The 17,960-nt window shown below is 36.3% G+C and carries 16 protein-coding genes, 1 pseudogene and 1 CRISPR repeat array; of the genes and pseudogenes, 16 read left to right on the top strand and 1 reads right to left on the bottom strand.

Going from position 1 to position 17,960, the window contains the following annotated elements; translation table 11 throughout:
• Positions 1-16: 16 nt before the first annotated feature.
• Genes cas7e through cas2e form a run of 5 tightly spaced genes read left to right on the top strand, consistent with a single transcriptional unit; the run spans position 17 to position 4,343 of the window.
• A complete protein-coding gene (cas7e, locus tag CP367_RS02540) occupies positions 17-1,126 on the top strand; it encodes a type I-E CRISPR-associated protein Cas7/Cse4/CasC (protein WP_013086436.1) in 1,110 nt (369 codons plus the stop codon).
• Positions 1,107-1,832 (top strand): type I-E CRISPR-associated protein Cas5/CasD, encoded by a 726-nt coding sequence (gene cas5e, locus CP367_RS02535; RefSeq protein WP_089145771.1) that lies wholly within the window; start codon positions 1,107-1,109, stop codon positions 1,830-1,832. Before cas7e ends, cas5e begins: the two co-directional genes overlap by 20 nt.
• Before the next feature lie 9 nt (positions 1,833-1,841).
• Positions 1,842-2,498 (top strand): type I-E CRISPR-associated protein Cas6/Cse3/CasE, encoded by a 657-nt coding sequence (gene cas6e, locus CP367_RS02530; protein ID WP_013086434.1) that lies wholly within the window; start codon positions 1,842-1,844, stop codon positions 2,496-2,498.
• Between the two features lie 4 nt (positions 2,499-2,502).
• On the top strand, positions 2,503-3,450 hold the full coding sequence (cas1e, locus tag CP367_RS02525; RefSeq protein WP_089143286.1) for a type I-E CRISPR-associated endonuclease Cas1e: 948 nt from the start codon (positions 2,503-2,505) through the stop codon (positions 3,448-3,450).
• Positions 3,447-4,343, top strand: a complete 897-nt coding sequence (gene cas2e / locus CP367_RS02520) for a type I-E CRISPR-associated endoribonuclease Cas2e (RefSeq protein WP_089143287.1) — start codon at positions 3,447-3,449, stop codon at positions 4,341-4,343. The genes cas1e and cas2e overlap by 4 nt, the downstream gene beginning before the upstream one ends.
• Before the next feature lie 77 nt (positions 4,344-4,420).
• On the opposite strand, the gene CP367_RS02515 is transcribed toward cas2e, so the two are convergent.
• Entirely contained in the window at positions 4,421-5,257 is an 837-nt protein-coding gene (locus tag CP367_RS02515; protein WP_005719759.1) for a pyruvate, water dikinase regulatory protein, read from the bottom strand.
• Positions 5,258-5,484: 227 nt separating this feature from the next.
• On the opposite strand from CP367_RS02515, the gene rpsU reads away from it, so the two are divergent.
• The 11 genes and pseudogenes from rpsU to dnaG all read left to right on the top strand — a co-directional run bounded on the left by rpsU (position 5,485) and on the right by dnaG (position 17,953).
• Complete coding sequence (gene rpsU, locus CP367_RS02510) at positions 5,485-5,661, top strand: 30S ribosomal protein S21 (protein ID WP_002880182.1); 177 nt, start codon at positions 5,485-5,487, stop codon at positions 5,659-5,661.
• A 160-nt stretch (positions 5,662-5,821) separates the two neighbouring features.
• Positions 5,822-6,265 (top strand): GatB/YqeY domain-containing protein, encoded by a 444-nt coding sequence (locus CP367_RS02505; protein WP_013086431.1) that lies wholly within the window; start codon positions 5,822-5,824, stop codon positions 6,263-6,265.
• A 25-nt stretch (positions 6,266-6,290) separates the two neighbouring features.
• On the top strand, positions 6,291-7,250 hold the full coding sequence (locus CP367_RS02500) for a PhoH family protein (protein WP_005723097.1): 960 nt from the start codon (positions 6,291-6,293) through the stop codon (positions 7,248-7,250).
• 2 nt (positions 7,251-7,252) lie between these two features.
• Positions 7,253-7,777, top strand: a complete 525-nt coding sequence (gene ybeY, locus CP367_RS02495) for an rRNA maturation RNase YbeY (protein WP_005719727.1) — start codon at positions 7,253-7,255, stop codon at positions 7,775-7,777.
• Entirely contained in the window at positions 7,777-8,679 is a 903-nt protein-coding gene (era, locus tag CP367_RS02490; RefSeq protein ID WP_005719725.1) for a GTPase Era, read from the top strand. Before ybeY ends, era begins: the two co-directional genes overlap by 1 nt.
• A gap of 183 nt (positions 8,680-8,862) precedes the next feature.
• Positions 8,863-9,748: direct repeats of the CRISPR family, unit length 28 nt; unit sequence GTATTCTCCACGTGTGTGGAGGTGATCC.
• Positions 9,749-10,216: 468 nt separating this feature from the next.
• Positions 10,217-10,309, top strand: a complete 93-nt coding sequence (locus CP367_RS11170) for a KxYKxGKxW signal peptide domain-containing protein (RefSeq protein ID WP_131501341.1) — start codon at positions 10,217-10,219, stop codon at positions 10,307-10,309.
• Positions 10,310-10,582: 273 nt separating this feature from the next.
• Positions 10,583-11,913, top strand: a pseudogene (locus CP367_RS02485) (RNA-guided endonuclease TnpB family protein).
• Positions 11,914-12,114: 201 nt separating this feature from the next.
• Positions 12,115-12,870: a DNA repair protein RecO gene (recO, locus tag CP367_RS02480; protein ID WP_060462357.1), complete on the top strand. Its 756-nt coding sequence runs from the start codon at positions 12,115-12,117 to the stop codon at positions 12,868-12,870.
• Positions 12,871-13,129: 259 nt separating this feature from the next.
• Complete coding sequence (gene glyQ / locus CP367_RS02475; RefSeq protein ID WP_005719721.1) at positions 13,130-14,047, top strand: glycine--tRNA ligase subunit alpha; 918 nt, start codon at positions 13,130-13,132, stop codon at positions 14,045-14,047.
• The gene (gene glyS, locus CP367_RS02470) at positions 14,040-16,103 is read left to right on the top strand and encodes a glycine--tRNA ligase subunit beta (RefSeq protein ID WP_068812882.1); all 2,064 of its coding nucleotides are present in this window, start codon (positions 14,040-14,042) and stop codon (positions 16,101-16,103) included. The genes glyQ and glyS overlap by 8 nt, the downstream gene beginning before the upstream one ends.
• A 29-nt stretch (positions 16,104-16,132) precedes the next feature.
• Positions 16,133-17,953, top strand: coding sequence for a DNA primase (gene dnaG / locus CP367_RS02465; protein ID WP_013086426.1), 1,821 nt, complete (start codon positions 16,133-16,135; stop codon positions 17,951-17,953).
• Positions 17,954-17,960: the final 7 nt, after the last annotated feature.

Raw genomic sequence — 17,960 nt, 5'->3', positions numbered from 1 at the left:
CAAGGAGAAAATCAAAATGAATAAGAATCTTTATATGGACATTAATGTATTGCAAACTGTACCATCATCAAATATCAATAGAGATGACACTGGTTCACCTAAAACAGCTATTTATGGTGGCGTGACTCGGTCAAGAGTTTCTTCACAAAGCTGGAAGAGAGCAATGCGTTTAGCCTTTAAACAAGACTCAGAAAATGAAGAATGGCTTAAGAGCTATAGAACTTTGAAAACAGCTAGTCTTTTGGCGAATAAGTTACAAGAACTAGATTCAAATTTAAGTGAAGAAGATGCTTTAAAGAAAGTTGAAGAAGTCTTTAAAGTAGCTGGAATCAAATTAAAAAAGGACAAGAAAACGGGCGAAATGTTAACTGGAGCACTACTACTAGTAAGTGAAGGGCAACTCGAAAAGATCGCTAAACTTGCTTTGTCTGTTGATCAAATAGATAAAGATACAGCTAAAGAAATTAAGAAAAATTTGATGGAAGATCAATCTCTAGATTTAGCTTTATTTGGAAGAATGGTGGCAGATAATCCAGAATTGAATGTGGATGCTTCTAGTCAAGTGGCTCATGCAATTTCCACTCATGAAGTTACTCCAGAATTTGATTATTACACTGCAGTTGATGATGCAAATGCGAAAAGCCAAACAGGTTCTGCAATGCTTGGTACGATTGAATATAATTCATCTACTTTATACAGATATGCCAATGTTAACATTCTTGATTTATTGCACAATCTTGGTAATAAAGCTTTGACTATTGAAGGAATTAAGCTCTTTATCAAAGAATTTGTTTTGACAATGCCGACTGGTAAGGAAAATACTTTTGCTAATAAAACACTCCCTCAATACGTTATGATTAATGTTCGTACTGATACACCCGTTAACCTAGTATCTGCATTTGAAACACCAGTTAGATCTGAAGGTGGCTACGTTGATAAATCTATCGATCGATTAGAGGATGAATATAAAAATTCCTTGAAATTTGTAGATAAGCCTGTGTTTAATGTCGAATTGACGAATAGTGAGAATATAGTCGACAATCAGGCTGAAAATATTGATGATTTAATTAATCAAACTGCTGAATTCGTAAAACAGGAGTTAGAAAATGAAGACAGCAACGATTAGATTGACTGCGCCACTTCAGTCTTATGGTAATTCTGCATCTTTTAATCAAAGAACTAGTGATAGTTATCCAACCAAAAGTGCTATTGTAGGTATGATTGCAGCTGCATTGGGCTACTCAAGAGAAGATAATGAAAAAATTTTGGAGCTAAATAATTTATTATTTGCTGTTCGAATTGAGCAATCAGGCAAAATGTTGACAGAGTTTCAAACAGTGGAATACAGAAAGAGTGCAAGCAAGACTGCTCGAAAGTTAACGTATCGTGATTTTATTCAAGATGGAGTTTTCATGGTAGCGATTGGCAGCGATGATGATCAATTGATCGAAAACATCAAAGAAGCACTTGAACATCCAAAATTTCAGCTTTATTTAGGAAGACGGTCTAATCCGCCAGCTGGTCCACTTAAAATTGATATTTTTGATGGAAAAAATCCCTTACAAGTACTAGAAGATATGCCCTGGCAAGCTTCAGATTGGTATAAGAGGAGCTTTAAGTCGTCACAATTTCTAACTAGAATAATTGCTGATGCTAGTTTAGATTCTGAAAGTACCCCCTTAATGAAAAAAGATAAAGTGGGCTCTTTTGATCAAAAAGATAGATATTATCAATATCGTCCTATCGTAATCAAAAAAGCAGTTAAACTTAAAAATTCAGAAAATAATCAGACAGCAGATAATACTAATTGGGATTTTTGGTCATTTGTGTAGGAGGGTAGAATGTATATTTCGAGAGTTGAAATTGATACTAACAACCGACAAAAAATTAGGGATTTGTATCATTTAGGTGCATATCATAATTGGGTTGAGAATTGCTTTCCGAATGAATTAAAGAAAAAAGTAAGATTACGCCATTTATGGAGAATTGATGAATTAAATGGTAAAAAGTATTTACTTGTTTTAAGTGAAGAAAAGCCAAAATTAGATAAGCTTGAAAGATATGGTGTTGCCAATACGGCAGAGACGAAAGACTATGATCATTTTTTAAGTAGTTTAAATCAAGGAAAAAAATATCGCTTTAAACTAACGGCTAATCCTTCATATAGAATTACAGATGCAAAAACCGGTAAATCAAAAGTAGTACCGCATATTACTGTTTTGCAGCAAACTAAGTGGTTATTAGATCGATCAGAAAAATATGGTTTTGATTTAGTTAAATCAGAAGATGACGAAGAAACATATGAAATGAATATTACGTCAAGAGATTGGCCACGATTACGCCGCAAGGGCAATAAAATAGTAAAATTAAGTCGTGTTACTTTTGAAGGCTTATTAGAGATTAAGGATTTGCAACAATTTAAGCAGGCAATGGTAACTGGTATAGGGCGTGAAAAAGCTTTTGGGATGGGACTACTCACTGTAATTCCAATGGAATAATATAATGAAAAATAATTATGGTGCTAAGAAACCAGAACGTCAGGAATTAGGACGAGTTTCGGATAGAATAAGTTTTATATATGTAGAACATGCCAGAATAAATAGACAAGATAGTGCAATTCAAGTAGTTGATTACCGTGGAATTATTAATATTCCGGTTGCTTTAGTAAGTGTGCTTTTACTGGGACCAGGAGTTGATGTTACACATCGTGCGATGGAACTAATGGGAGATTCCAGTTTAGCTGTTGTTTGGGTTGGAGAATGTGGTGTACGTCAATATGCACATGGTAGATCGCTGAATCATTCTTCCAGATTATTAGAAGCACAAGCTAAGTTAGTATCTAATCGAAGAAGTAGATTGGCTACAGCTCGACAGATGTATGAGATGCGCTTCCCAAATGAAGATTTTTCTAATTTAACGATGGAAGAATTGCGTGGTAAAGAAGGTTCTCGAGTTAGGCGGATATATCGTGAACAATCTAAATTAACTGGTGTTAGCTGGAATAAGAGAGAATATAAAGTTGATAATTTTGAGGATGGAACTCCTATCAATAAGGCATTGACAGCAGCACACCAGGCTTTGTATGGCTTAAGTTATAGTGTTATCGTAGCTTTAGGTGCTTCACCAGGTTTAGGATTCATTCATACAGGTCATGACTTAGCCTTTGTTTATGATTTTGCAGATCTATACAAGGCTAAGTATTCAATTCCAATTGCTTTTAAAATGACTGCTAAATATGGAAATCAAGATATTGCCACACATACTCGGATTGCAATGAGAGATGAGTTTAAGAAAGGTAAACTATTGGCTAAAATGGTAAAAGATTTGAAAAGTCTTTTATTAAAAGATAGTACTGCCGATATTGAATCTCCTCAAGTAATAATGAGTTTGTGGGATAATCGTGAAGGCCTACAGAAATTTGGCGTTCAGTATCATGAGGCACAGTCATGATTGTGATTACTTTAAGCAAAACTCCACAATCTTTACGTGGAGACCTAACTAAATGGTGTCAAGAAGTTCAAACGGGCGTTTATGTTGGAAACTTTAGTGCACGTATTCGTGATCTTATATGGCAAAGAATCATATCTAATATTGGACAGGGTGAAGCAACGCTAATATATAGTACTAATAATGAATTAGGCTTCGACTTTAAAACTACGCGTCAAGATAAAATGGTGGCTGATTTTGATGGCATACCGCTGATGGTGCATTTAAATAGTCAAAATAAGTTATCTAGCAAAAAGAAATTAGGGTTTAGTAAAGCAGCACAGCATCATAAAGTAAATACTTTTCGATCCCAAGTCCAGGATAAAGCAGATAGTTTAACTTCACTAGCGGTTCTTGATATAGAAACAACAGGACTTAATCTTGAAAAAGATAAGATTATATCAATTGGTGCTATAAAATATCTTGAAAATAATGATTGTGAGAAATTTTATCGATTAATCAAAGTTGATACTGAAGTGCCTGTTAATATAGAAAAAATAACCCAGTTAAATAAGGGAGTATTAGCTAATAAAGGAATCGATATCAAAACTGCTTTGCTAGATTTGAGAAAGTTCTTAGCCGATAGGATTGTTGTTGGTTATAACTTACCATTCGATATTAATTTCTTGAATAGAGATTTCAAAAAGTATTGTCATTATTCGTTATTGAATGAATGTGTTGATTTGCTTTCTGCAGTTAAAAAGAAAAATGTCTTTTTAGATAATTATCATTTGAGTACTGTGCTAGAAAATTACAATATTAAAAATTCAAATCCACATAATTCGTTAGATGATGCTGTGGCCACAATGGAATTATTGAAAAAGCTAATTAAAAATGATAATTATAAGATAAAATAATCATTACAAAGTGAAAAAACGGTGCTAACCTTAATGGCTAGTACCGTTTTAATTATGCCTATTGAAAGTATCTATTATTACTTAGCGTAATCATCAATGCCCAAGTGCTCCAAAATAAGTGCGGCAGTTTCTTCAATGGAGCGGTGAGCAACATTAATTACATAGCAACCTAATTTTTTATAAAGTGCTTGTGCTGATTCAAGCTCCTTGTTGATTGAATCCATATTAGAATAAGTAGTATCAGGATTCAAACCATAAGCGATCATTCTTTGACGTCTGATTTCGTTCAATACAGATGGATCGTTAGTCAAGCCAATAATTTTCTTAGGATCAATTTCATAGATTTCTTTTGGAATGTGAGTTTCAGGAACAAGTGGTAAATTAGCTACCTTTAAGTTCTTATTGGCCAAGAACAAAGATAGTGGAGTCTTAGAAGTTCTTGATACCCCAAGTAAAACAACGTCAGCTTCCAAGAAACCTTTCGGATCTTTACCATCATCATACATTACAGCGAATTCCATTGCAGAAATTCTATCAAAGTACTTTTGATTTAAGCTATGCTGTGCACCAATTTTTTGATCTGGTGTCATATGAGTAGTTTGTTGAATTGCTTCAACTACAGGTGAAAAGATGTCAACACATTCAACATTATGCTCACGGGCAAATTTGATAACTGGCATTTGCATTTCATCTTTAACCAAACTATAGATAATTACCAAGTTTGGATATTTTTCAATTTCTGTTAAAACTTCGTCCAACTTCTTTTGGTTAGTGATAAAGGGGTAACGACGATAGTTGATATTGCAGTTAGGAAATTCTGCAGCTGCAGCTGTGGCGTTACTAAAAGCAGTGTCACCAGCCGCATCAGAAATAATAATAATGTTTAATTCATTTTGGTCTTTTGTTTCTACCATATTAAGCTCCTCGTGTATTATTAAATATCTTTCTGAAAATAATTATACTATTAATGAAAGCGGATTAACAATAAAAACTCAGCTCTTTTATTAAGGTAAAGTAGTCGGTTTATTTAACTTAAAAATTTATCAAAAAGTTTTTGAATTGTATTGACCCTAAAGATTAGTTTGGTATAATTTAAGTAAATGTATGGCGTAACGCCAAGAAATGGAAGGAGGGATCACACATGGCTAAGACAATCGTTCACGAAAACGAGTCTATTGATGATGCTCTTCGTCGTTTCAAGCGTTCCGTTTCAAGAAGTGGTACCTTACAAGAATACCGCAAGCGCGAATTCTACGAAAAACCTAGTGTTCGTAGAAAGTTGAAGTCTGAAGCTGCACGTAAGCGTAGACATTATTAATAAACTACTGAGAAAGCTACCTGTTTTTGGGTAGCTTTTATTTTTGACTTCTTGAAGCATAATTTTGATTATGTTAAGTAAATATTTGTTAGTTTTATTTTAGTTAAGAACATAGTTTGTTATAATACTATTGGGTTTTTAATAGAAAGAAGGATATTAGATGAGTTTGTCAGATCAAATCATGGCTGATATGAAATCAGCTATGAAGAATCACGACAAGACAACTCTTAATACTGTCCGGATGATCAAATCGGCCTTAATGAATGAAAAAATTAAAGCAGGACACGATTTAACTCCAGATGAAGAATTAACTGTTCTTAATCGTGAAAAGAAGCAAAGAGAAGAATCGATTGACGAATTTATTAAGGCTAATCGTGATGATTTAGCTGAAGAAACCAAAAAAGAATTAGCAGTTGTAGAAAAGTACATGCCTAAGCAAATGAATCAGGATGAACTTAGAGCAGCTGTTAAGGAAACAATTGATGAAGTTGGTGCTAAAGGTAAGTCTGACTTTGGTAAGGTAATGAAAGCTTTAATGCCAAAGATTAAGGGACGTGCCGATGGCAAGGCTGCTTCGCAAGCAGTTCGTGATCAGCTAAATTAGTAGTAACAAGAAGGAGCGGGTCTATTTGGCTCAAACAACTTTTACACCTCAAAGACCAGAAAATATTCAAAAACTAGTTGGAGTTAATGACGGAAATTTAAAGCTTCTTTCTGAAGGTTATGATCTTTCTGTGTCAGATGTCGGTAATGAGATTGTCATTGCAGGAGACGATGAAGAGAAGATCAAGAAGGTAGTTGCTGTTCTAAAGGCACTCGATAGTGTTGTGAATACTGGTGTTAACATCGGTGCGCCCGACACAGTAAGTGCGATGAAGATGGCTGACAAGGGTACCACAGAGTACTTTGCAGACCTATATAAAAAGGTTTTGATTAGGGATGCTAAAGGTAGACCTATCAGAGTCAAGAATATGGGACAAAAGCGTTATGTTGAAGCTATTGATAAATCTGATGTTGTCTTTGGAATAGGACCAGCTGGAACGGGGAAAACATTCTTAGCCGTAGTTTGTGCAATTGCCGCCTTTAAGAAGGGAGAAGTTTCTCGAATCATTTTGACTAGGCCAGCTGTTGAAGCTGGTGAATCACTTGGATTTTTACCTGGTGACTTGAAAGAAAAAGTTGATCCATATTTGAGACCAATTTATGACTCCTTGTATGCTATTCTTGGGACTAATACGACTGACCGTTTGATGGAACGAGGCGTAATTGAAGTTGCTCCACTTGCTTATATGCGTGGACGAACTTTAGATGACGCTTTTGTAATTCTTGATGAAGCCCAGAACACTACAGATGCCCAGATGAAGATGTTTTTAACTAGACTTGGATTTAATTCTAAGATGGTCGTAAACGGTGATATGACACAGGTCGATTTACCTGGTCGACAGCATAGCGGGTTAATTGATGCTAGACATATCTTGAAGAATATCGACCAAATTAAATTTATCAACTTTTCTGCTAATGATGTTGTTCGTCACCCTGTAGTTGCGAAAATTATTACTGCTTATGAAAAAGAGGACATTAAACACTAAAAATGGATCCAATTGATATTACTTATAATGATGAAGTTGGCTTTTTAGATGATGAAAAGCGTAACTGGCAAGACTGGATTATGAAACTTTTGCTGCTAGCTAAGAAGGAAATTGGCAAAGATAACAACTTAGAGATGAGTATTAACTTTGTTGACGAAGATCGTAGTCATGAAATTAATTTAAAGTATCGTGACAAAGACCGTCCTACTGATGTAATTTCCTTTGCAATTGAAGATGGTGAGGATTCAATTGATCTTGCAGCATTTGCAGATGATCCAGACTTTCAAGAGGATATCGGTGATCTATTTATGTGTCCTAGTGTGATTAAGCGTCACAGTAAAGAGTATGGTACAGGTTTTGATCGAGAATTTGGATATACAATAGTCCATGGCTTTTTACATTTAAACGGCTACGACCACATTAAGCCGGATGAGGCCAAAGAAATGTTTGGTATTCAAGGAAAAGTGTTAGAAGATTATGGTTTGCCATTGTATCCTGATCAATTAGATGAAGGCAGAGGTAAATAATGGAAGAAAAAGAGTTTAAGTCTGGCTTTGTTGCTTTAGTTGGTCGTCCCAATGTTGGAAAATCAACTTTAATGAACTATTTAGTTGGTCAAAAAGTTGCCATTACGTCTAATAAACCACAAACGACTCGTAATCGCATTTCGGGTATTTATACTTCAGATGAAATGCAAGTTGTTTTTGTAGATACGCCAGGTATTTTTAAGCCTCATTCAAAACTTGACGACTATATGGATAAGGCTAGTGTATCTAGTTTGAATGACGTTGATTTAGTTTTATTCATGGTTGAACCTGAGGAAATGGGTAAGGGCGATCAATACATTGCCAACTTGTTAAAAGAAGTAAAAGTTCCTGTTCTTTTAGTAATTAATAAAGTTGATGAAATTCATCCTAATAAGCTTTTGCCAATTATGGATTCATATCACAAACTTGAGGGCTTTAAAGAAATACTACCGATTTCTGCTACTCAAGGAATTGGGATTGAAGATCTGCTTAAAACGATTAAGGAATATTTGCCAGTAGGCCCACAATATTATGGTGCTGATCAGATCACAGATCGGCCTGAATATTTTGTGGTAGCCGAGTTAATTCGTGAACAAATTCTGCGACTGACTTCACAAGAAGTACCACATGCTACTGCTGTCGCAGTTGATCATATGAATACTCATCAAAATGGCAAGCTCTTGATTGAAGCGACTATCTATGTTGAGAAAGACGGTCAAAAAGGCATTATTATTGGTAAGGGCGGTAAGATGCTCAAGCAGATTGGGATTAATTCACGTCAAGAGATTGAAAGATTGCTTGGTGAAAAGGTCAACTTGCGTCTTTGGGTTAAGGTCCAACATAACTGGCGTTCTGACCCTAACTTTTTAAAGCGGATAGGCTATGACAAAAAAGAACTTTAGTTGAATTACTGTTGTATAAGCGTTGTCGAAAGATGACGTCTTTTTTGTATGTTTAGGGAGACAAGAAAATTCTATTCGTTGGATGACTAATGAGACAGAAATAGATACAATAGTAATTGACAAAGTGATGAAATTTTGGGATCTATTGTTTTGTGATTGTTGTTATATTGGGATTTGTTTACTGTATTCTCCACGTGTGTGGAGGTGATCCCAAACGTTTGATTGTTCGGATTTTTTGGGAAATGTATTCTCCACGTGTGTGGAGGTGATCCTTACAGATGACTATGATTTGCTCAAAGCCGGTGGGTATTCTCCACGTGTGTGGAGGTGATCCTCAGCAAGATCACCAGAAATATGTCTAAGTTCAGTATTCTCCACGTGTGTGGAGGTGATCCTACGATGGGGACATTATCATTTATAAATTAACAGTATTCTCCACGTGTGTGGAGGTGATCCTACAGCGATGAAAAAGCCGAGAACGTGATTCTGGTATTCTCCACGTGTGTGGAGGTGATCCTTAATGTTTATTGGACATTACATTAATAATTGTGTATTCTCCACGTGTGTGGAGGTGATCCTAACTACTATTTTGCGTTTGATAACCCGAAGTTAGTTTTCTCCACGTGTGTGGAGGTGATCCTATAACCACAAGTCGTGCATCTGCAGTAGGGATGGTATTCTCCACGTGTGTGGAGGTGATCCTGGTTACGTGCTTAACGATGGCACTGTAATTACGTATTCTCCACGTGTGTGGAGGTGATCCCCCTTGAACTTGTTTCCATTGTTCAAAAGTATAGTATTCTCCACGTGTGTGGAGGTGATCCTGATCTAAGCATTTTTCTAATTTCTTAACAATAGTATTCTCCACGTGTGTGGAGGTGATCCCCATCACAAAACATAGTGAAGCAGTTACACCCAGTATTCTCCACGTATGTGGAGGTGATCCTGTTTCCACATACCTTGCATTCAGCTGATTTAAGTATTCTCCACGTATGTGGAGGTGATCCTATCTCTAGTAGCTCCTACAAAAACATCAATATGTATTCTCCACGTATGTGGAGGTATTGCTATATTGGGATTCCTGAAGAAATCATGAATGTAATTATACGAGACCACAAGGAAAAATTTTAAAATCTCAGGCTTCTAAAAAGCAAAAAGAAATTTTTAATAGTTGGCAGGAAAAATGAAAGAAAATATGTAAAGACAACTAAAATAATCAACAGAGCTGCTCTTGGAATATTTATTGTTGCAGTAGTAATTTTTTATTATAGGGTTAGTGAAGTAAAATGACAGTTAGTGAAGCACAAAAAAAGACGACTAAAAAGTGGGATACCAAAAACAAAACTCGAAAACAGTATTTAAATCGGTTACTAAAAATTTTATTTTGAAAGAAGCCACCACAGAGGACCTTGAACAAATTAAAAAGTATTTTGGGCAAAGAAAACACGGAAAAGATTGATTGTGGTAGAAAACGCTGCATGAATAATTGTAATTTTTAGTAAAAAGTTTTGGAGGCACTTTTTAATGATTGATTTAAATAGTTCAGATATTATGGACGCACAAGAAGCTTCGAAAATTTGGTAAGCAATGGGTGAAGGCATGGAAGCTATTACAGGTGTTAAAGATCTAAGAAAAAATAAATAATTCATTAACCATTGCCTTTGGTTTATATTAAGTCATTAGTCTTCTTCCATAATTATGTGAATATGGGTAATGCGCTATTTTTCATTAAGAACGCTAGTAGAAAAGTTTTAATGAAAAACGCCCGAAAATCCCCGTATTTTAATGCGGGGATGGATAGGGCCAAGCTGACCTAGCAGTCAGCTTTTTTTATTAAAAAATAGAGACATACGTTCGACTTTCCTGTAAAATATAAATATCTAATCTATGAGGAGGCGAAATCATGAAAAGAATGAGCAGTTTAGCCTATCATTTTGGCGTTAAGCTTCGCTTTTATCCTAGTTCTAAGCAAAAGAAAATCATTAAACTAAACTATGATGCTCAACGCTTTGTTTACAACTCTTATGTAGGACGCAATCGAAGTAATTATCATGCTAAGCACTACTTAGCTGTTAGACAATGTCAAGCAATGCCTTTTGCCTTTTCTATTCTTAATAATTATGAGACTAGGCTGGCAGAAGAAGTAGTCACTAATAGCGAACTATTGGATAAGCCAAGGAATATTCGTGATACTTATAGCTTTTTGCGTGTTAAAGAAATTGATAGCCTCGCTATTGCCAACGCTATTCAGAACTACCAGAAAGCTTGGAATAACTATCGTAAGATTGGTCATGGAATCCCAACTTTTCATAAAAAACGCAGCGACTGGTCATATCAGACCAACTGTCAATATCCTAAGCAGCCAGAAGCTTTTCTTGATAACGGGACGGCTAGGTTTATTGATGCTAAACATATTAAACTGCCTAAGCTGGGAATTGTCCGCATTGCTGGTTTTAGAAAACTGATTAAAGAGCGCTTGCTTAACCATATTCCAACTCGAATCGGCACAGTCACGATAAAAAAGACCGCTGACGAGCAATTCTACTTATCAATGCAATTAGGCAGCGATACTGCTTTTATTAAGGAATTGCCTAAGACGCAGAGTCAAATTGGCATTGACCTTACCTTGATAATTTTCTGACGGGATCGAACGGCACAATGGTTGCTAATCCACGCTTTTACCGCAAAGCTGAAAAGAAGCTCGCCCATGCCCAACGCATACTCTCACGCAGACAAAGACGTGCCAAAAAAGACGGGCGTAATTTGCGGACAGCTAAGAATTATCAAAAGCAACGCTTATCAGTTGCCAGACTGCACGACAAGATTCGCAGACAGCGTAATGAATTTTTACAAGTACTCTCAACTGCACTAATCAAAAACCACGATTTAGTAGTTGCCGAGGAACTAAGAAGCAGAAACCTGTTAAAGAATCATGCCTTATCTCAAGCTATTTCAGATGTTGGCTGGCGTAGTTTCCTGAACATGCTGGCTTATAAGGCAGATCTATATGGCAAAGAATTTCTAACAATTGATCCTAACTACACCACCCAAAGATGCCATCAATGTGGCAGTATTATGGGCCAAAACGGTTATAAGAAATTAACCCTTAAGGATCGAGAGTGGACTTGCCCAATCTGTCGAACGCACCATATTCGTGATTGGAATGCCGCCGTGAACATCTTAGAAAAAGGATTAGGCAAGTGGCAAAATCCTAAAATAAAAAAAGCAGCCTAAGCTAGGCTGCAGTCCGCTAGCAACTCGCGGACTCAAAAGGCTTTGGTAATTAGACGACCTCTATCGGCAATAGTCAAAAGATTATTGCTGGTAAGTCAAATCCGTATCTAAGCAAGTTGGTGTTCTGGTTAGCGCAAGCTAACGAGCCACCAAGCCCTAGACTTCAGTCTAGGGTAGTTGACATACTAAAGGAGTCATGATATGGCACGTGAACTAAAAGAAGTTCAGGGTATTATCTTTAAAAGGCAGAAATATAAAGAAGCAGATTTATTAGCCAAAATTATGACTAAACAAGATGGAATTATGACTCTGATTGTTAAAGGAGCCCTGAGGCCTAAATCAAGATTAAGTGCAGCAACATTAAATTTTTCTATTGGTACTTACGTAATTTATACGAGCGGAAAGGGCTTAAGTAATTTACGCACATATAAAGAGGCAAGGCAGTTTGATGGCTTATATAATGATTTAACCAAGAACGCTTATATTTCTTTTATTTTTGATTTAATTGATCACGCCTTTGTAGAATATCAGCCAATTGGTAAATATTATGATTTAGCTTTATTTGCTTTAAAAAAAATAGATAGTGGCGTTGATGCAGAAATGATTACACAAATTGTGCAGATGAAAATATTAGCAGCATATGGTGTTGAGCCACAGCTAAAGCATTGTGTTATTTGTGGTAAGGAAAAAGGCGTTTTTGATTACTCGATTAAAATGGGTGGAGTTATTTGTAGCGATCATTTTAGTACAGTCACTAGCCGAATGCATTTAAAGCCAAAAGAAACTGCTGTAATTAGAACAATTGGCTTATTACCGATTGAGCGATTAGGCGATATTAAAATTAATGAAGAAACGAAGAGGGCTACTAGAAAAGCAATTGATCGTATTTATCATGAAACGATAGGCCTAAATTTAAAGACTAAGAAATTTTTAGATGAATTAAAACTTTTTAGTTAGTAAAAATCTGGTTTTACCATGACCCATGTGTTAAAATAAAAACGTATTTGACGATGATGAGGATTTAAGAAAAGTACTAGTTCAGCGAATGTCGGTCGGTGTGAGGACATCTAGGAAAAGGCACCTCTAGTCATATTGTTCAATTAAGAGCAGGAAGGATACTTCCTGAATTAGGGTGGAACCGCGATAATATTTCGTCCCTATGCAAAATTTTGCATAGGCTTTTTTTATGGCCTAGCGCAGGAGGAGATTAAAGGAAATGGCAGATAAGAAATTAAATATTCAGAATATGATCTTTAAGCTGGAACAATTCTGGTCCTCCAAAGGTTGTATGATTATGCCTTCATACGATGTTGAAAAGGGTGCGGGTACAATGAGTCCTTACACTTTTCTTCGTGCAGTTGGTCCAGAACCATGGGCAGCTTGTTATGTAGAGCCTTCTAGAAGACCTGCAGATGGTCGTTATGGTGAAAACCCTAATCGGTTATTCCAACACCACCAATTCCAAGTTGTTATTAAGCCAGCTCCTAAGGATATTCAACAATATTACCTAGACAGTTTGAAAGTTTTAGGTATCGATCCTTTGGAACACGATATTCGTTTCGTTGAAGATAACTGGGCTAACCCATCTATGGGTTGTGCTGGTGTTGGTTGGGAAGTATGGCTTGACGGTATGGAAGTTAGCCAATTCACATACTTCCAAGTTGTTGGTGAATTAGATGTTAAGCCAACTATGAGTGAAATCACTTACGGTGTTGAACGCCTTGCGTCATATATTCAGGATGTTAACTCAGTATTTGATCTTGAATGGGGTAATGGCATTCTTTATCGTGATATCTTCAAGCAACCAGAATATGAACATTCTAAATATGCATTTGAAGAATCAAATCAAGAACAATTGCTTCAGTTCTTTGATATTTATGAAGCAACTGCTAAGCGTTTATTAGATAAGAATTTGGTTCACCCAGCATACGATTATATTTTGAAGTGTTCACATACTTTTAACTTGCTTGATGCTCGTGGTGCTGTTTCAGTTACTGAACGTGCTGGTTATTTATCAAGAATTAGAAATCTTGCGCATGAAGTTGCTGTCAAATTTGTCGAAGAACGTGAAAAACGTGGCTTCCCATTGCTTAAAAGTGCAGAAGACAAAAAGGCGGGGGTAGAAAATGGCTAAAGATTATTTATTTGAAATTGGTACTGAAGAAATGCCAGCTCACGTTGTACCACGCAGCGTTAAGCAATTAGCTGACAGAACAAGAAAATTTTTAAAAGAAAATGGCTTGAAATTTAAAGATATTAAGACTTTTTCAACTCCACGTCGTTTGACTATTTTGGTTGAAGATTTGGCTGAAAAGCAAGACGATATTGATGAAGTTAAAAAAGGTCCAGCTAAGAAGATTGCTCAAGATCAAGATGGTAATTGGACTAAGGCTGCTCAAGGATTTGCTCGTGGCCAAGGAATGACTACAGACGATATCTATTTTGAAGAACTTAAGGGTACTGAATACGCTTATGTTCACGTTCAAAAGGAAGGTAAGAAAGCTAGTGATATCTTACTTGGTATGAGCGATATCATTAAGGCGATGACTTTCCCTACTAAGATGCGGTGGGATTCAAATGATTTTGAGTTTGTTCGTCCAATTCACTGGCTTGTTTCATTATTTGGCAGTGATGTAATTCCCGTTAAGATTTTGGATATTACTGCAGGTCGTAAGACTCAAGGCCATCGTTTCTTAGGCGATTCAGTTGTTTTGGCCAATGCTGATGACTATGAAGATGCATTAAAAGATCAATTTGTAATTGCTGATGCAGATGAACGTAAAGATATGATCGTTCGTCAAATGAATGAATTAGTTAAGAAGAACAACTGGCAAGTTAAACCAGATCGTGATTTACTCGAAGAAGTTACTTATTTAGTAGAATATCCGACTGTATTTGCTGGTTCATTTGATGAAAAGTATTTGAAGATTCCTGATGAAGTGCTGATTACTTCAATGAAAGACAATCAAAGATACTTTGAAGTCTATGATGAAAATGGTAAGTTAATTAATCACTTTATTGCTGTTCGTAACGGAAATAAAGATTACCTTGATAATGTTATTTCAGGTAATGAAAAAGTTTTAGTTGCTCGTTTGGACGATGCTCAATTCTTCTATGATGAAGACCGCAAGTATCCACTTAGTCATTTTGTTGATCGTCTTAAGAATGTTTCATTCCACGATAAGATTGGTTCAATGGCTGAAAAGATGCAACGTGTTCGCATGATTGGTGATTACTTAGCTAAGCGTTGGGATTTACCAGAGAATGTAGTCAAGGATTTCGACCGTGCTAGTGAACTTTACAAGTTTGACTTAGTTACCCAAATGGTTGGTGAGTTTGCAGAACTTCAAGGTGTAATGGGCATGCATTATGCTCGTCTTGCAGGTGAGGACGAAGAAGTTTCAGTTGCAATCAAGGAACACTACATGCCTGCCACTGCTGAAGGTCCACTTCCTGAAACTACGGTTGGTTCATTATTATCAATTGCTGATAAAATTGATACAATTGTAACCTTCTTTGGTGCAGGAATGATTCCTACATCATCTAATGACCCATACGCACTTCGTCGTTATGCATATGGTATTGTAAGAATCTTACTTAATGAGAAGTGGTCATTACCATTTAACGAAGTTTTACCAGAAATCATTAGTATGCTTAATGGTGTAACTCCAGCTAAGCTACCTAAGAGTGATGCTGACCAGGAAATTGCAGACTTCATTCGTGATCGTGTCAAGCAATACTTACAAAAGAATGACTTCAAGTATGATATTATTGATGCTGTTCTTGCTTCAAGTCAACAAGATCCAAGTCAAATTTTAGCAGCAGCTACTGTATTGCAACTTCACCATGATGATGAAGAATTCAAGCCAGTAGTTGAGAGTTTGACTAGAATTGATAACATCTTAAAGAAGGCTAAATTTAAGAGTAATACTGCTGTTGATGAAAGTCTCTTTGATGATAACAGTGAAAAAGAACTTTACGCTGGCGTTCAAAACTTGCAAGATATTGAAAGTTTGGCTGATCTCTACCAAGGTTTTGTTCAACTGCAACCAGTGATTGATCAATACTTTGAAACTAATATGATCATGGCTAAGGACGAAAAGGTCAAGAATAACCGCTTAGCACAATTATATGCAGTTAATGAATTAGCAGATCGTTTAGGTGACTTAAGCAAGTTAGTTATTAAGTAGTTAATTTAGATAGAAAAAGGGTGATTCATATGGCTGGACGGATTCCTGAAGATTTTATTTCAGAGGTTCGCAGTAACGTCAATATTGTTGATGTTATCAGTCAGTACGTTTCGCTTGAGAAAAAAGGCAAAGACTATATTGGTCTTTGCCCTTTTCATCAAGAAAAAACTCCGTCGTTTACTGTAAATGCTGATAAGCAGTTTTTTAAGTGCTTTGGTTGTGGTAAGGGTGGAAATGTTTTTAAATTCTTGATGTATAAGGATGATTTAACTTTTCCCGAAAGCGTCGAGCGAGTAGCTGAGTTTGCCCATATTGCTATGCCTAATGGATATGGTCATAATAGTGGAACAAAATTAAATCCACTTATGCAAATGCATCAGGATGCCGTTGATTTTTATCATCGTGTGCTTTTGACTACTAAAGCCGGTGAACGGGGGATGCAGTATGCTCAAAAGCGAGAACTAGATCAAGAAATATTAGATCATTTTAAGATAGGCTATGCACCTAAGGCTGATAATGTTTTGATTACTTATTTACGTAGTAAAGGTTATCAAGATGATGATCTAGCACAAAGTGGCTTATTTGTTCAAGCTAGGGATGGGCAGTTATACGACCGTTTTCGTGACCGTTTGATGTTTCCATTGGATAATGAAAATGGGAGAACGATAGGCTTTTCTGGTAGACGAATTTCTGATGATAAGACCGAAGCTAAGTATATGAATAGTCCTGAAACGGAGATTTTTACCAAGTCAAAGGTATTATTCCACTTTGCAGAAGCAAAGAAAGCAGCTCGTGGTGAAGGTCACTTAGTTCTATATGAAGGTTATATGGATGTAATTGCAGCATATAAAGCAGGGGTGAAATCGGGAATTGCCTCAATGGGAACTAGTTTAACAGATGACCAAATATATTTGTTGAGACGTATTACTCCTAATATCATTATTAATTATGATGGAGATGATCCAGGAGTCCATGCCGAAGAACGTGCTGCACGTATGTTTAATAAAGATGGCAATTTTAATTTAGGAATTGTAGTTTTACCAGAAAAACTAGATCCTGATGAATACGTCAAAAAATATGGCGCTGAGAAGTATCTGGAAGAAGTCAAAGGTGCCTTAACGCCGACTGACTTTTTCTTAAAACGGTTGGAACAAAAATATAACTTAGATAATGACCGTGAAAAGATTGCTTATTTAGGTGAGGCCGTAAAAGAAATTGCACAAGTGCGCAATCCAGTTGAGCAAGATATGTATACTGAAAAATTGGCGAAGTCTAGTGGGGTTTCTATTGCTTCGTTAAAGGCAAATCTTGCTAAAGAAAGACGGCGAAATAATCGGGCACGCAATCATGTACGTAATTCTCAAAGAAATTCACCTGATTATCCGATAGACGTACCTTTACCTGGTGATGAAGACGTGCCTACAGAGCAGTCAGTAGTTGAAAAAAATCCTAGTCAGACCAGACTCTTGTATTTATTTATTCATTCAACTGATGCTCAAAAATATATGTTAGAAGGGCAATTTCATTTTCCTAATCAGGATTTTGAAACTCTGGCACAGGATTGGTTAAAATATGCGGAAACTCATGAAAATCCACAAATTGATGGGTTCTTAGATTTTATTCCTGAGCAACTTCAAGGTATAATAGTAGATGCTGAAATGGCACAGATGCCAAAAGATTCTACAATTCAAGAAGTTGATGCTTTGGTTCTAGCATTAAAAAGACGCAACATCTATTCCAGGCTGAATGAGCTTCAAGCTCAATTACAGGATGCTAAGCGCAAAAATGATGCACAAGGAATTATTGCAATCACTCAGGAGATTATTGGATTAAAACGGATCTTAGGTTAATAAGGAG

The sequence above is a fragment of the Lactobacillus sp. UMNPBX16 genome (assembly GCF_002553775.1).
In the GTDB taxonomy this organism is placed as follows: Bacteria; Bacillota; Bacilli; order Lactobacillales; family Lactobacillaceae; genus Lactobacillus; species Lactobacillus crispatus.
The sequence above is the reverse complement of the archived record's forward strand: the minus strand, read 5'-3'. Positions and strand labels throughout refer to the sequence as shown.